The following is a 14,734-nucleotide window of genomic DNA, read 5'->3' as shown; positions in this document are numbered from 1 at the left end:
TCCCGGATGAAGCACTACCTCCCGCCCTCGCTGCAGCAGTGGCTCGAACCGATCAACACCGGGCTCATGATCGCCTTGATCCTGCTTGTCGCCTGGCTGTTTCGTCTGTTCACCCGGCACCTGCTGGCCCGCCTCGGCCGCCATTACACCTTGCCGGCGCCGATCGAGCTGGCGATCCGGCGACTGTCCAACTTCGTCATCTGGACCGCCACCGCGCTGGCCCTGCTCAACCAGGTCGGCGTCGCCCCGTCGGTGCTGTGGACCGCCTTCACCGGTTTTGCCGCGGTCGGCGCGGTGGCGTTCTTTGCCGCATGGAGTGTGCTGTCCAACATCTTCTGCACGTTCCTGATCTTCACCACCCGGCCGTTCCGGCTGGGCGACCAGATCGAACTGCTGGAGAACGGCGAAAAACCCGGCCTGAAGGGGGTGGTCACGGACATCAACCTGATCTACACCACCCTGTCCGAGATCGGCGGCCCGGTCGAGGGCACGCTGATGCAGATCCCCAACAGCCTGTTCTTCCAGCGGGGTCTGCGCCGCTGGCGGGGCACCGACGCCTTGCCCGCACCGATCCAGGGGGATGGTTGATGAAAAAGGCCGGCAATTGCCGGCCTTTCTGTCTGCACCGGTCGCCCACCACCGGCGCGGTTCACGCGCGTGCCTCCCGTCCGTGCGAAAATTGCCGCCACTGACCGTCCCCACCGGTCGCCGCTCCAGTCAACGATGTCCTCCCCCGTTTCCTCTTGCCCTGCCCCGCAGGCAGGCGACGCTTTTGCCGTTGCCCAGCTCCACGTCCCGCGCAGCGACCGCCAGCGCTGGCTCAGCGTCATTGCCCTGGCACTGGCCGCGTTTGTGTTCAACACCAGCGAATTCGTCCCGGTCGGGCTGCTGAGCGATATCGGCGGCAGCTTCGGCAAACCGATCGAGCAGGTCGGGCTGATGCTGACGATCTACGCCTGGGTGGTCGCACTGACCTCGCTGCCGTGCATGCTGCTGACCCGCAACTTCGACCGGCGCCGGCTGCTGCTGGGCGTGTTCGCGCTGTTCATCGCCAGCCACGTGCTCTCCGGCGTGGCCTGGAGTTACCCGGTCCTGATGGCCAGCCGTATCGGCATCGCCCTGGCGCATGCGGTGTTCTGGTCGATCACCGCCTCGCTGGCGGTACGTGTGGCACCGGAAGGCAAGCGTCCGCAGGCGCTGGGGCTGCTGGCCACCGGCACCTCGGTGGCGATGGTGCTGGGTATTCCGCTGGGCCGCATCGTCGGCGAATGGCTGGGCTGGCGCATCACCTTCCTGGCCATCGGTGGCGTCGCGCTGCTGGTGATGCTGGTGCTGGCCCGCCTGCTGCCGGCCCTGCCCAGCCAGAACAGTGGCTCGGCCAGCAGCCTGCCGCTGCTGCTGCGACGCCCGGTGCTGGTTTCGCTGTACGTGCTGGTGATGGTGGTGATCTCGGCGCAGTTCACCGGCTACAGCTATATCGAGCCGTTCGTACAGGCCATCGGCGGCTTCGATGCGCATGTCACCACGCTGGTGCTGCTGCTGTTTGGCGGCATGGGCTTTGTCGGCAGCGTGCTGTTCGCCCGCTTCGGCACGCGCTGGCCACGCGGCTTTCTGCTGGCCGCAATCGGCACCCTTGCCGCCTGCCTGTTGCTGCTGCGTACCGGCCTGGGCAACGCCTGGCTGCTGTACCTGCTGGTGTCGATCTGGGGTGTGGCGATGATCAGCTTCGCGCTGTCGATGCAGTCCAAGGTGCTGAACCTGGCTTCGGATGCGACCGACGTGGCGATGGCGCTGTTTTCGGGCATCTTCAACATCGGCATCGGTGCCGGCGCGTTGATCGGCAGCCAGGTCAGTCTGCATCTGGGCATGCAGCACATCGGTCTGGTCGGCGGGCTGATCGCCAGCGCCGGCTGGCTGTGGTGCCTGTTCGCGCTGCTGCGCTGGCGCGGCAGCTTCCAGCTGCGCTCCGGGCGGCACTGAGGCCGGCGCCGGCAGCGGCTACCGCAGCTGGCTGTCCTTGCTGCCGCGGCGGTTGTAGCCACTGAACGCTTCGTCCTCGTCCCGCGCCTGCTGGCAGGCGATACACAACCGCACGCCGGGCACGGCCTTGCGGCGCGCCTCGGGAATCGGCGCGTCACATTCTTCGCAATGCTCCAGCCCGGAGCCGCTGGGCAGGCGGCTGCGGGCGCGCTTGATCGCGTCTTCGACCGTCGCGTCGATCTGATCCTGAACGGCGGTATCGCCCGCCCAACCGGTGGCCATGGTTGCCAGCTCCGAAGTGGAAATGACGTGACCGCAGCCTAGCGCAGTTGCTTGAACGACGGGACAACGCCGCCGCGGCGACTCACCACATCAAATCGTCGGGTACCTGGAACTGCGCGTAATAGGCGTCATCCTCGGCATTGCCGGTGGACACCGGGGTATCCGCGCTCTGGCCGTGGTCGAGCACGATCAGTTCGGCCGCGCGTTCACGCACCTTCTCCGCCGCCACCCGCGGCAGCAACGCAAAACCGTCGGCATGACGGACGATCACCAGCGCACCCGCGGACAGCTGCTTGCGCTGCGCATCATCGACCAGCAGCGTGCGGATCAGCGTGCCGTCGTTGAAACGGTATTCCTGCTCGCCGGCGCGCGGCAGCTTGCGGTCGGTGATGATCTGCCGGGCCTGCGCGCGCAGCTCCTCGGCACGGCGCTGGGCATTGCGCTCGGCCGCCAGCAGGCGATCGGCCTCGGCCTTTTCGGCGCGGGCGCGTTCGGCCTCACGCTGGCTTTCGGTGGGGGCCGCCGGGCCTTTGCCATGCCGCGCCTTGACCTGCTCGCGCGCGACCTGCGACACCTGGGATTTCTTGACCAGCCCGGCCTTGAGCAGCTGTTCCTGCAGCGGATTCGCCTTTGCCATCTTCGTGATTCGCGGTTCTGTTGCTGTGGCCTGCCATGATACCGGCCTGCCCCATGTACTGCCGATGCCCCCATGCTCCCCCTGAAGTACCTGAACGGCTATCCCGAGCACCTGCAACAGCGCGCCCGCGAGCTGCTGGACGCCGGCAAGCTCGCCGAGGCCGTGCGCAAGCGCTATGCGCAACCCCATGCCGTGCGCAACGACCGCCAGCTCTATGACTACGTGCAGGCGCTCAAAGACCGCCACCTGCGCCAGTCGCAGCCGCTGGGCAAGGTGCTCTACGACGGCAAGCTGCAGGTGATCAAGCACGCGCTGGGCACCCACACCACCATTTCCCGCAACCATGGCGGCAAGCTCAAGGCCAGCCGCGAAATCCGCATCGCCAGCGTGTTCCGCGACGCCCCGGCCGAGTTCCTGCGGATGATCGTGGTGCATGAGCTGGCGCACATGAAGGAAGCCGACCACAACAAGGCCTTCTACCAGCTGTGCCTGCACATGGAGCCGGATTACCACCAGTTCGAGTTCGATCTGCGCCTGTATCTGACCGCGCTGGAACACGAAAGCGCCTGAGCCGGCCATCGCGGCGAGGGGCCTGCGGCGCTACACTCGCCGGCCGTCGTTGATCTTCCCGCCGCCATGACCACCCCGATCCGTCTCGACAAGCGCGTCTGCGCGCTGCTGCAGTGCTCGCGCGCGCAGGCCCAGCAGTACATCGAAGGCGGCTGGGTCAGCGTCGATGGTGTGGTGGTGGAAACCCCGCAGACGATGGTGACCGGGGAAACCGTCACCGTGGCCAGCGAAGCCAGTGCCGAGGCCGCCGAACCGGCGACCTTGCTGCTCAACAAACCGGCCGGCGCCAGCAGCGCCGACCTGCCGGCGCTGCTGACCGAGGCCAACCACTTCGAGGGCGATTACTCGGGCATCCGCCCGCTGCGCCGTCATTTCCTGCGTCTGGAGGCACTGATGCCGCTGGATGACGCCGCCAGCGGCCTGGTCGTGTTCACCCAGGACTGGCGTATCCGCCGCCATCTGCTCGAAACCGGGCACACCCTGGAACAGGAATACGTGGTGGAGGTCAGTGGCGAGCCGACGCCGTGGGCGATGCCCAAGCTGACCCAGGGGCTGATCTACCAGAACCGCAGCCTGCCCGGCTGCAAGGTAAGCTGGCAGAGCGAGCAGCGCCTGCGGCTTGCGATCAAGGACGTGCGACCGGGCCAGCTGGCGTGGATGTGCGCCCAGGTCGGGCTGAAGGCCGAACAGATCCGCCGCCTGCGCATCGGCCAGATCGGCCTGAGCAAGATGCCCGAAGGCCAGTGGCGCTACCTCCCGGCGACCCGACGCTTCTGAGGCGGCGTCGCCGGCAGCAGCGGCGGGCCCAGCAACCGCATCGCAGCCGCCGCGCCGGCACCACCAGAAAGGCAGTCGCAACGCCGGCGTCCGGCTACCGATCCCCCCGATGAGAGGGCGCGCGGCCCGGTACCGGGCGCACCCGCGGCATCGCCGCATCAGCGGCGCGTGCGCGCCTGTTCGGCCGCGGCCACGAACACCACGTCGGTGGAGGAGTTCAACGCGGTTTCGGCCGAGTCCTGCACCACGCCGACGATGAAGCCCACCGCCACCACCTGCATGGCCACGTCGTTGGAAATGCCGAACAGCCCGCAGGCCAGCGGAATCAGCAGCAGCGAGCCGCCCGGCACCCCGGACGCGCCGCAGGCACCGACCGCCGCCAGCACGCTCAGCAGCAGCGCGGTGGGAAGATCCACGGCGATGCCCAGTGTATGCACCGCGGCCAGTGTCAGCACCGAGATGGTGATCGCCGCGCCGGCCATGTTGATCGTCGCCCCCAGCGGGATCGCCACCGAGTAGGTTTCCTCGTGCAGCCCCAGCTTGCGGCACAGCTCCATGTTCACCGGGATGTTGGCCGCCGAGGAACGGGTGAAGAACGCGGTCAGGCCGCTCTCGCGCAGGCAGCGCAGCACCAGCGGATACGGATTGCGGCGGGTCACCACCGCCACGATCAGCGGGTTGCCGATGAAGGCCATGAACAGCATCGCGCCGACCAGCACGGCCAGCAGATGCAGGTAGTCGGTCAGCGCGCCCAGCCCGGACTCGGCCAGCAGCGAGGCGACGATGCCGAACACGCCCAGCGGCGCCAGCTTGATCACCATCCGCACCAGCCAGGTGATGGCGTCAGCCAGCTCGCCCAGCAGCGTGCGGGTGGCGGCGCTGGCCTGGCGCAAGGCCAGCCCCAGGCCCACCGCCCAAGCCAGCAGGCCGATGTAGTTGGCATTGAGCAGCGCATGCACCGGGTTGTCGACCACCTGCATCAGCAGCGTCTTGAGCACCTCGCCGATGCCACCGGGCGCGCTGAGCCCGGCGTCGGCCGCGGCCGCGAGCTGCAACGTGCTGGGGAACAGGAAGCTGGCTGCCACCCCCACCAGCGCCGCGATCAGGGTGCCGATCACATACAGCAGCAGGATCATGCGGATATGGGTCTTCTGGCCCTGGCGGTGGTTGGCGATGGACGCGGCCACCAGCACCAGCACCAGGATCGGCGCCACCGCCTTCAACGCGGAGATGAACACCGTCCCCAGCAGCCCGACCGCCTTCGCTCCGGCCGGCCAGAGCATCGACAACACGATGCCGGCCGCCAGACCGATGACGATCTGCACCACCAGACTGGGCGCGCGGAAGGAGGAGGAACGGTCGGTCATCGCAGGACTCGGCACAGGGCAAACGCCGATTCTCCCCCAGCGATGGCCGCCACTGCATCCCCTTAACGTCATGGATGGAGGATCGGCGACGGCAACCCCGTAAACTCCGCTAGGATGGTGTCCATGCACACACCGCCTCCCCGCCCGCTGCGCCGGCGCCTGCTGCGCCTGGCCGGCCATGTGCTCGGCATCCTGGTGCTGCTGGTCATCAGCGGCCTGCTGCTGGGCGACCGGCTCACCCCCAAGGCGGTCGGTGCGCCGTCGAGCGCACTGCCGGTCCAGCCGGCGCAGACCCTGCTCGACCGCCAGCTGCAACCGCTGCTCGCCGCCCATCCCGGGCAGAGCGGCACGGTGTTCCTGAGCGATGGCCTGGAAGCCTTTGCCGCCCGCTCCATCATCACCCGCCAGGCCGGGCGCAGCCTGGACCTGCAGTACTACATGTGGCACGACGACATGGTCGGCCACCTGCTGGCGCGCGATGTCTATGACGCCGCCGAGCGCGGGGTGCGGGTACGGCTGCTGCTCGATGACATGAACGCGGTCGGGCTCGACCCGCTGATGATGGCGCTCGATGCCCATCCCAATATCGAGATCCGCCTGTACAACCCGTTCCGCAACCGGGAGGGCCTGTGGCGGCTGGTGGAAATGGTGCAGCGGGTCTTCAGCATCAACCACCGCATGCACAACAAGGCGTGGATCGCCGACGGCCGCGTGGCCATCGTCGGCGGCCGCAACATCGGCGCGGAGTATTTCAACGCCAAGCCCGATGTGAACTTCCGCGATCTGGACCTGCTGCTGGCAGGTCCCGTAGCCGCTCAGGCCAGCACGATCTTCGACAGTTTCTGGAACAGCAAGGCGGTGGTGCCGATCGCCGCCCTGCACGGCACATCCGAGCGTGACCTGGCCCGGTTCATCAACCAGTCCGGGCAGGAAGCGGGCCAGCGCCAGAGCGGGCCCTATCTGCAGCGGGTCCGCACCCGCCTGAGCGATTCCTACGTGGGCGCACAACTGGGGCTGCACTGGACCGATGGCGTGCAGATCCACTCCGATCCACCGCAGAAGCTGCGCGGCGCCGACCGCAGCGACTGGCTGGTCACCCGGCTGACCGGCGAACTGGCCAGCGCGCGGCACAAGGCGCTGCTGATTTCCCCGTATTTCGTCCCCGGCGAGGCCGGCACCGCCGGGCTGACCGCGCAGGTCGCCCACGGCGTACAGGTCGGCATCGTCACCAATTCGCTGGCCGCCAACGATGTCGCCGCCGTGCACAGCGGCTACATGCGCTACCGCAAACCGCTGCTGGCCGGCGGCGTGCGCCTGTACGAACTCAAGGCCCAGGACCGCCACAAAGCGTCCACCTTCGGCAGCTCCGGCGCCAGCCTGCACACCAAGGCGTTCGTGGTCGATGACCGGCGCGGCTTTGTCGGCTCGTTCAACTTGGACCCGCGCTCGGCCTATCTCAACACCGAGATGGGCGCGGTGTTCGACGATCCGGTGCTGGCCGCGCGCCTGCGCAGCGAATACCTGCGTCTGGCCAGCCCGGCCTTGAGCTACTGGGTCTATCTGGATCGCCAGCACGACCTGCGCTGGCTGGAATGGGCGTCCTCGCCGCCGGAGGTGCTGACCACCGAACCGGACGCCTCGCTGCTGCAACGGGCCACCGCCCGCCTGATCAGCTGGCTGCCGCTGGAATCGCAGCTCTAGGCCGCGCTGTCGGCGCCCTCGGCGGCATCGGCACTGACCCGCTTCCACAGCCAGCCGGCCACATGCGCCGGCAGCTGCAGCGCCAGTTGCGCCTCGGCCTCGTCGGCCGGCAGCGCCCCGGCATTGCACAGCATCGACAGCGAGGCGGCCAGCTCCCCCAGCTGCAGCGAGCGCCCCAACCCACTGCCGGCGCCGTCGCTGTCCTGCAGCGCCTGCACGATGGCCGGCGCCAGCTCCCAGTGCCGGGCGATGCGCGCGGCGGTTTCGGCCGCACAGCGCTCGATCAGCTGCAGCAGCACCACCGCCGAGGGTTGCAGCAACGGCCGCCGCGCGTAGGCATCGGCGGTGGCCTGCACCACCATCGCCACACTCAGCCCGCGCAGCAACGCGGCCAGCTGCGCGGCGAAGCCGTCCTCGCGCTCCATGCTGCGGGCATGGTCGGCCGCGGCCAGCGACATGCGCAGGGTGTGATCCCACAACAGCCGCGAGAAGCGGCCGCCGTCGCGGTCGGAGGGATTCATCACCGGCTGGATCAGTGCCGCCGAGATGATCTGGCGGATGCCGTCGTTGCCCACCAGCGTCACCGCCCGCTCGATGCTCTGCACCTCGCGGCGCTGGAAGCGGTACAGCGGGCTGTTGGCGATCCGCAGCAGATTGACCGCCAGCACCGGATCACTACCGATAATGCGGCTGATCGAACGTGCCGAAGCGGTGCTGTCATTGACGCTCTGGATCAGCTGGGGCAGCAGTTGGGGACGGCGCGGCGTGTAGCGCGGCGACAGGTCCGCCCGTCCCAGCGTGGTGCTGACCTCGGTGAGCAGGGCCTGATGTTCCGGCCCCGGCGTTTCCTCGGGCAGCGCGGGCAGCGCGGGCAGGCCCAGTGCCAGCACATGGAACTGCTGGCGCAATGCGCTCAGTGCAATGGGTTGCACCTGCGGCAATGACGCCTGCGGGCCGGTGTCGGAAGGTGGCCGCGACGACCAGCGCGCAGGCGGCTTCCGGCCTCCGGCCAGACGCGCGATCAGAACCACTGCCAATGCAGCCGCGATGGCCGCCAGAATCACCATGTTCAACGTATGCGCCATCCGTGCAGAACCCCACCATCCCTATCGGCCGTGGCGGCAGCGAGTTGAGCAGAGCGCCGAACAACGCCCGGCGCCCAGGCAACCGGCCCCGGACAGGGCCGGCGTGACGCGGTGTTGCTTACTCTTCGACCTTTTCCAGGACGATCCCCATCGGGCCTTCCAGCGAACCGTCTTCCTTGATGGTGAAGTTCAATTGGGCATTGCCCTGCGGCAACTGCACTTTCAGCGACTGGCCGTCGCGTTCATAGCTCATCTTCTGTGACACGCCCATGGCTTCAACCGTCACCTCGCCATTGGACTGGAAGGCATAACGGGTGATCCCCATCTGATCGCCATAGGTGCCGTTCAAACCCTGGCTACATGCAGACAACAGGCACAGCAGTGCCACGCCAAAAAGCTTTTTCATTGTTTTCCCCTGTGATGTGTAGATACCGCGCTTCCATACGCCGCTTCCGGCGCCGGCGATTCTGGCACATCAACGCTCGCTGGCGCCCGTCGTTACCGGTGTTTGCGTGGCGGCGGTGGGAGCAACGCGGCGCACCAGCACCAGCGCGAATGTCAGCCCCGCACCGATGGTCAGCACCGCACCGGTGGCGAACGCGCTGGCCAGGCCGACCTGCGAGGCAATCAACCCGGCCACCACCATGCCCAGTCCGATACCGACATCCAGCGCCGAGAAATAGGTGGCCACCGCGGTACCGCGCTGCGCATGCCCGCCCAGATTGACCATCATCGTCTGGTAGGCCGGATAGACCACGCCAAAGCCGAAGCCGACCAGCACGCCGGCGGCGTAATACAGCCCCGGCCCCGGCGCCATGGCCATCATCCCCAGCCCGGCCACAATCGCGGCGGTGCCGCCATGGGTGGCCCGCACCACGTTGCCGCCATCGATCAGCCGCCCGGAGAACGCACGCGAAACCATCATTCCCACCGCCATCAGGGTGAAGAAGATCCCGGTGTTGGCCGCGCCCAGCTGCTTGCCATAGATCGCCGCGAACGCCAGCAGCATGCCGTAGCCCAGCCCGATCACCGCCAGATTCAACGCCAGCGGCAGACCGCGCACCAGCAGGAACCGGTCCAGCGACAGCACCGTTGCCGTGCCCCGGCGCTGCTTGTGTGACGAACGCACGCGGGTGGCCACCAGCAATCCGCCAATACCGGCGCCGATGGACACCTTGAAGATCAGCTCGAACGGATAGTGGTCCATCAGCCACAGCCCCACCATCGGCCCCAGCGCCATCGCCAGACTGCTCATCAGACCGAAAAAGCCGATGCCCTCCCCGCGGCGCACCGAGGGAATGATGTCGATCGCCTGGGTCGCCGCCGCCGTGCTGAGCACCGCGAAGGTCACGCCGATGCCCAGCCGCACGATCACGAAGGCCAGGACGGTATGCGCCAGCAGATAGCCGGACGTGAGCAGCACATACCCGGCCAGCGCCGCCAGGTAGGCATGTTTGGCATTGAAACGGTCGACGATGAAGCCGGAAAACGGCCGCACCAGCAGCGCGGCGATCACATAGCTGGAAAGAATGCCGCCCACCGTCGCTTCACCGATCTGCAGCTGCTCCACCAGGTGGAACGGCAACGTCGGCATCAACACGTAGAACGACAGGCCCATCAGGAAGTTGGCCAGGCACGCCAGCAGGAAACCCGGCGTCCACAGGACAGGTTTGAGCTCGGTCATATTGCAGCCAGTCTAGCCAGCGGCGCATGACCTGCCGCCGAACGCCCTGCGCGGGCTGCCCGAAACGATGACGGCGCACCGCCGCTGCGCTTAAGCTGGCCGCCACCGCGCTGCTGGAGCCGCCCATGACCCGCCTGCTGATCGTGCTGTCGATGCTGCTGATGTCTACCGCCTGCACCCTTGCGCGCACGAGTACGGCGGCCGCCGGCCGCGGTCATTTCGAAGCGCGCGAGCTGTCGTTCGAAGGCCGCCTGTTCCGCTACCAGGTCTTCGTTCCGGCCCGCCAGGATCCGTCCGGTACACCGGTCGTGCTGTTCCTGCATGGCTCGGGCGAGCGCGGCGACGATGGCCGCCGCCAGTTGCTGGCAGGGCTCGGCCCGTGGCTGGAAAAGAACGCCGACAGCTTCCCGGCGCTGGTGGTACTGCCGCAGGTGCCCAAGGACGAGGAGTGGCTGGGCCGCAACGCGCGCATGGCGCTGGCCGCGCTGGATGCGGCCAGTACCGAGTTCCACGCCGATCCGCAGCGCACCTATCTCACCGGCATGTCGATGGGCGGCTACGGCACCTGGGAACTGGCCTTGATGCAGCCCCAGCGCTTCGCCGCGCTGGTGCCGGTGTGTGCGGCGATCACCGCCCCGCGCATCGGACGCACCACACTGCGGGTGGATCAGGTGGCCGATGAGACCGATCCCTACACCGCCGTGGCCACACGGCTGCGCGGGGTACCGGTGTGGATGTTCCACGGCGCCGATGACACCGTGGTGCCACCGACCGATGCGCGCCTGATCGCGCAGGCCGCACAGCGGGTCGGCGCCGACCTGCGCTACACCGAACTGCCCGGTGTCGGCCACAACGCCTGGGATCCGACCTACCGCGATCCGGCGATGTGGGCGTGGCTGTTCCAGCAGCGGCGTCCCTGAGCGGCGCGCGCGCCGTGCCGGCTCACCGGCGCGATGCGCGGCTCAGCCGACGCCGCGGATCGCCAGGGTCAGCGCCAGCACGCTCAGGATCACCGCGATCGTGCCGTCAAGCACGCGCCAGGTGGAGGGCTTGGTGAACAGCGGCGCCAGCAGGCGCGCGCCCAGTCCCTGCATGGTCAGCCAGGCCGCGCTGGCGGTCACCACACCGGCGGCGAAGGCCATGCGGTTGTTGCCGAAATTGTCGGCGATCGAGCCGATGACCATCATGTCCAACCAGAAGTGCGGATTGATGATCGAAAAACCCGCCGCCGCCATCAGCGCGGTGCGCAGCGACTGCTCGGCGTCATCGTCCAGCTGCATGCCGCCGCCCCCGCTGAGCGCGCGGCGTGCCGATTGCAGCGCATACCAAGCCAGGAACGCCACGCCGCCCCACAGCAGGACCGTGGTCAGCCACGGCAGCTGGGCGGTGAGCGTGCGCAGCCCGGCGACGCTGGCGAAGATGAAACTGGCGTCGATGGCGAAGCAGGTGGCGATGATCGGGACCACGTGCTGACGCATGATGCCCTGGCGCAGGATGAAGGCGCTCTGCGCGCCGACGATGGCAAACAGACCGATACCGATACCGGCGCCACTGAGCCAGGCGCTGCCGGCAGCCTGGGTGGAGATAACCGAAAACATGGGGAAACTGCCTTGTTGCGAGGGGGAGCGCCGCAGCGGGGGGAATCACCGCCACGACTGAACGACGCAATTGTCGCAATGCAGCATCAAAAAGTGGAGCTAAACTTCGTTAACCATCTTTAGCGGAACTTAATCGATGCGCATCGATCACGCCCAGCTGCGGGCCTTGGCCGCGGTGATCCGCGAAGGCAGTTTCGAGCGCGCCGCGCTGTCGCTCAATGTCACCGCCTCGGCGGTATCGCAGCGGATCAAGGCGCTGGAGGACCGGGTCGGCAAGCTGCTGGTCAAGCGCTCCAGCCCGACCGTGGCCACCGCCGAAGGACAGATCCTGGTGCAGCTGGCCGAGCAGACCGCCCTGCTCGAACGCGATGCCTTCGAGCGCATCGGCATCTCCGACAACGAACTGCCGCGCGCCAGCATCGCCGTGGCGGTCAACCACGACAGCATGGAAACCTGGTTCCCCGAGGCGGTGCAGACCTTCTCGCAGCACACCTCCACCACGCTGGATCTGCACACCGAAGACCAGGACCACACCGTGGCCCTGCTCCGCCAGGGCGCGGTGCTCGGCGCGGTGACCACCCTGTCCGAACCGGTGCAGGGCTGCCAGATCCACGCGCTGGGCAGCATCCGCTACGCCGCCACCTGCACCCCGGAATTCCACGCCCGCCATTTCGCCAAGGGCGTGAACGCGCAGTCGCTGGCGCAGGCGCCAGTGCTGGTGTTCAACCGCAAGGACGACATGCAGGCCCGCTACGCCCGGCGTCTGGCCGGCGTCGACCACCCGCTCGATGCGCCCACCTGGTGGATTCCCTCCACCCGCGCCTTCGTCCATGCCAACCTCGGCGGACTGGGCTGGACCATGAACCCGCTGCCACTGGTGCGCCGCCATCTGGAAAGCGGCCGGCTGGTCTACGTCAAAGCCCGCGCATGGGAGGACGTGCCGCTGTACTGGCAGCACTGGAAGGGCGAGGTGAACTCGATGGCGCTGCTGACCCGCGCCATCCTGCAGGCTTCGGCGATGCTGGTGCGCAAGCGCAGGTAACGCCTTGCGCGCCCTCACCGGCAAGCCTGCAATGCAGCAGAAAGCCCACCCGGGTCACCCGGATGGGCCGGCTCCGCGTCGCGCCCCCCGCACTCAGCGATGGGCCAGCGCGTAGTCCAGTGCGCCGCGCACTGCCGCCACCTGTGCCAGATCGCATTGCTGCGGCGTGGCCTTGGGGCTGTCCGGGTAGACCTCGGTGGTGGTGGTGTAGCGGGCATCGGTGATGCTGGCGCACAGTCCCAGCGCCTTGAGCGGATACTCGATGACGCCCGGCGCCACCACCGGCGAACCGATGATCTGCCCTTGCGCATCGGCCGGGGCGATATGCGTCACCTTGGCCACTTCGGCGTTGACCGCCTGCTGGAATGCCGGCTGCGGGTTGAGCGAATCGGCGCAAAGATAGAAACCATCGGGAATCTCATCCGGCTCGAACGGCTTGCCGTCGCGCGCGGCCAGCGCCGGACGGAATTCGGATTCGTCGCTGTCGGTGGTCTCATGCAGATCGATATGCACCAGGAAGCGGCCCTGCAGCGGAGCCACCAGCGCCATCAGTGCGGCCGATTCCTGCGCCGGGCTGTCGGGCACGAACGAGCGGTTCGGATCCAGTGCCATCGCGTTCCAGCGCTGGATGCGCTCATAACCCCACGGGCTCACGCACGGCGCGATGAGCAGATTGCAGCGACCGGCGTAGTCGGCCGCATGCTGGTCCACGAACTGCAGTGCGCCCTGCACGCCGCTGGTCTCATAGCCGTGCACACCCCCGGTCACCAGCATCACCGGCAACGTCTCGTCCCAGTTGCGGCTGCGGATCGCAAACAGCGGATAGCGACCGGACGGATAGTCCAGCTCCCCGTACTGCGACACATCAAAGCGCTCGCGCAGCGCGTCGATCTTGCTCACCACTTCCGCGGCGTAGCTGCGCTGCACGGTCTGCCGCGCCAGCCACTGCGCCCGTTCGGGCGCGCCCCACGGCTGGCCGGGCGTGCCCACGGGATAGAAAGCGGCAGCGGTATTCATACACACACTCGTCAAAGGTCGAAGACAGGGCCGAACTCTACACCCAAGCCACGCGCCGGTTCATGCCGGGCATGGGCGTTTGCATGAACCGCAACGCAACCGCGATCGCGCCGTTTCATTTTCCGTTTCGGCCTGCACAGGCAGGCTGCAACACGCTGTTTCCAATACGCCAAGGAGCCTCTTATGCGCATTGTTTCCTTCCCGCTGGCAGCGACCCTGCTCGCTGCGGGCATGCTGGTCGCCAGTGGCGCGCACGCACAGACCTATGGCCCGCGCGATGAAGGCCGCCGCTTCGACGATGGCAGCCGTGTGGTCTGCCACGACGTGGAAGTGGCCAACAACGCACGCGACCAGAACCGCGTCGCCGGCACCGCCACCGGCGCGGTGATCGGTGGCCTGCTCGGCAACCAGGTCGGCAAGGGCAATGGCCGCGAGCTCGCCACTGTCGGCGGCGCAGTGGCCGGCGGCCTGGTCGGCCGCAACGTGCAGGGCCGCAACCAGGAGCGCAACGGCCAGCGCGTGGTCCAAACCCGCTGCGAACGGGTCTATCGCTGATCTTCCGTCCCCGCAAACAACAAAGGCCCCTGTCGGGGCCTTTGTTATCGAAGGGAAGCCACTGCCACAGCCGCTGCGCTCAGGGCTCACCGTTGTCGGGCATCAGCAGTACCAGCGGTGCGCAGGCCGCCGTGCTGCAGCCGAAATAGCGGGTGACATCGCCACTTTTCCACACCGCAGTTCCGGCGGCATTGATACTGAAATCCCAACGCTTGCCATCGGCCTGCACCACGCCTTCGATGCTGCAGGGCAGCTGATAGAACCCTTGCGTCGGCATCTGCGGGTACTCGGTGGCAAGCGCGAAGAACCGGCCGGCCGCATCGGCATCCAGCCTCCATTCGCTGCACGCCCTGGGCAACTGGACGCCGCCAGCTGCCGGTTCGTCCGCCAGGCGGGCACCCTGGATACTCAGCACCTGCGGCAGATCCATGCGCTCCTG

The 14,734-nt window shown here is 67.7% G+C and carries 17 protein-coding genes; 8 read left to right on the top strand and 9 right to left on the bottom strand.

Annotated features, from left to right (window positions below):
• The first annotated feature begins 6 nt into the window (after nt 1-6).
• Entirely contained in the window at nt 7-588 is a 582-nt protein-coding gene (locus ACVOMC_RS06800) for a mechanosensitive ion channel family protein (protein WP_057506133.1), read from the top strand.
• A gap of 135 nt (nt 589-723) precedes the next feature.
• On the top strand, nt 724-1,980 hold the full coding sequence (locus ACVOMC_RS06795; RefSeq protein WP_481523360.1) for a sugar transporter: 1,257 nt from the start codon (nt 724-726) through the stop codon (nt 1,978-1,980).
• Nucleotides 1,981-1,998: 18 nt separating this feature from the next.
• Here the strand turns inward: ACVOMC_RS06795 and ACVOMC_RS06790 are convergent, their stop codons facing one another.
• On the bottom strand, nt 1,999-2,262 hold the full coding sequence (locus ACVOMC_RS06790) for a DksA/TraR family C4-type zinc finger protein (protein WP_481523359.1): 264 nt from the start codon (nt 2,260-2,262) through the stop codon (nt 1,999-2,001).
• An 82-nt stretch (nt 2,263-2,344) separates the two neighbouring features.
• Nucleotides 2,345-2,899 carry a DUF2058 domain-containing protein gene (locus ACVOMC_RS06785; RefSeq protein WP_481523358.1) on the bottom strand — a complete coding sequence of 185 codons (555 nt, stop codon included), beginning with the start codon at nt 2,897-2,899 and terminating at the stop codon, nt 2,345-2,347.
• Nucleotides 2,900-2,971: 72 nt separating this feature from the next.
• Here ACVOMC_RS06785 and ACVOMC_RS06780 point away from each other — a divergent pair, with 72 nt between their 5' ends.
• Together ACVOMC_RS06780 and ACVOMC_RS06775 are read left to right on the top strand one after the other, a co-directional pair.
• Entirely contained in the window at nt 2,972-3,469 is a 498-nt protein-coding gene (locus tag ACVOMC_RS06780) for a M48 metallopeptidase family protein (RefSeq protein ID WP_481523357.1), read from the top strand.
• Nucleotides 3,470-3,535: 66 nt separating this feature from the next.
• Entirely contained in the window at nt 3,536-4,246 is a 711-nt protein-coding gene (locus tag ACVOMC_RS06775; RefSeq protein ID WP_057506136.1) for an rRNA pseudouridine synthase, read from the top strand.
• 158 nt (nt 4,247-4,404) lie between these two features.
• On the opposite strand, the gene sstT is transcribed toward ACVOMC_RS06775, so the two are convergent.
• Entirely contained in the window at nt 4,405-5,613 is a 1,209-nt protein-coding gene (gene sstT / locus ACVOMC_RS06770) for a serine/threonine transporter SstT (protein ID WP_481523356.1), read from the bottom strand.
• A 123-nt stretch (nt 5,614-5,736) separates the two neighbouring features.
• On the opposite strand from sstT, the gene ACVOMC_RS06765 reads away from it, so the two are divergent.
• A complete protein-coding gene (locus ACVOMC_RS06765) occupies nt 5,737-7,314 on the top strand; it encodes a phospholipase D family protein (RefSeq protein WP_481523355.1) in 1,578 nt (525 codons plus the stop codon).
• On the opposite strand, the gene ACVOMC_RS06760 is transcribed toward ACVOMC_RS06765, so the two are convergent.
• From ACVOMC_RS06760 to ACVOMC_RS06750, 3 genes are all read right to left on the bottom strand, one after another.
• Nucleotides 7,311-8,381, bottom strand: coding sequence for an HDOD domain-containing protein (locus tag ACVOMC_RS06760; RefSeq protein WP_481523570.1), 1,071 nt, complete (start codon nt 8,379-8,381; stop codon nt 7,311-7,313). The genes ACVOMC_RS06765 and ACVOMC_RS06760 overlap by 4 nt on opposite strands.
• A gap of 136 nt (nt 8,382-8,517) precedes the next feature.
• Nucleotides 8,518-8,805 carry a hypothetical protein gene (locus tag ACVOMC_RS06755; protein ID WP_481523354.1) on the bottom strand — a complete coding sequence of 96 codons (288 nt, stop codon included), beginning with the start codon at nt 8,803-8,805 and terminating at the stop codon, nt 8,518-8,520.
• Between the two features lie 69 nt (nt 8,806-8,874).
• Nucleotides 8,875-10,083, bottom strand: a complete 1,209-nt coding sequence (locus tag ACVOMC_RS06750; protein ID WP_481523353.1) for an MFS transporter — start codon at nt 10,081-10,083, stop codon at nt 8,875-8,877.
• Between the two features lie 125 nt (nt 10,084-10,208).
• On the opposite strand from ACVOMC_RS06750, the gene ACVOMC_RS06745 reads away from it, so the two are divergent.
• Nucleotides 10,209-11,003: a carboxylesterase family protein gene (locus ACVOMC_RS06745; protein WP_481523352.1), complete on the top strand. Its 795-nt coding sequence runs from the start codon at nt 10,209-10,211 to the stop codon at nt 11,001-11,003.
• Nucleotides 11,004-11,045: 42 nt separating this feature from the next.
• Here ACVOMC_RS06745 and ACVOMC_RS06740 read toward each other — a convergent pair whose 3' ends face one another.
• On the bottom strand, nt 11,046-11,681 hold the full coding sequence (locus tag ACVOMC_RS06740) for a LysE/ArgO family amino acid transporter (protein WP_481523351.1): 636 nt from the start codon (nt 11,679-11,681) through the stop codon (nt 11,046-11,048).
• Nucleotides 11,682-11,817: 136 nt separating this feature from the next.
• Between ACVOMC_RS06740 and ACVOMC_RS06735 the strand changes: the two genes are divergently transcribed.
• Nucleotides 11,818-12,723 (top strand): LysR family transcriptional regulator ArgP, encoded by a 906-nt coding sequence (locus ACVOMC_RS06735; RefSeq protein WP_057506141.1) that lies wholly within the window; start codon nt 11,818-11,820, stop codon nt 12,721-12,723.
• A 93-nt stretch (nt 12,724-12,816) separates the two neighbouring features.
• On the opposite strand, the gene ACVOMC_RS06730 is transcribed toward ACVOMC_RS06735, so the two are convergent.
• Nucleotides 12,817-13,740 carry a M14 family metallopeptidase gene (locus ACVOMC_RS06730; protein ID WP_481523350.1) on the bottom strand — a complete coding sequence of 308 codons (924 nt, stop codon included), beginning with the start codon at nt 13,738-13,740 and terminating at the stop codon, nt 12,817-12,819.
• 183 nt (nt 13,741-13,923) lie between these two features.
• Here ACVOMC_RS06730 and ACVOMC_RS06725 point away from each other — a divergent pair, with 183 nt between their 5' ends.
• On the top strand, nt 13,924-14,295 hold the full coding sequence (locus tag ACVOMC_RS06725; protein WP_481523349.1) for a glycine zipper 2TM domain-containing protein: 372 nt from the start codon (nt 13,924-13,926) through the stop codon (nt 14,293-14,295).
• Nucleotides 14,296-14,374: 79 nt separating this feature from the next.
• On the opposite strand, the gene ACVOMC_RS06720 is transcribed toward ACVOMC_RS06725, so the two are convergent.
• Nucleotides 14,375-14,725, bottom strand: a complete 351-nt coding sequence (locus tag ACVOMC_RS06720; RefSeq protein WP_057506143.1) for a hypothetical protein — start codon at nt 14,723-14,725, stop codon at nt 14,375-14,377.
• Nucleotides 14,726-14,734 lie beyond the last annotated feature (9 nt).

The sequence above is a fragment of the Stenotrophomonas sp. STEN014 genome (assembly GCF_056760315.1).
Note: the sequence above shows the minus strand (reverse complement) of the source record. Positions and strands in the feature narration are given on the sequence as shown.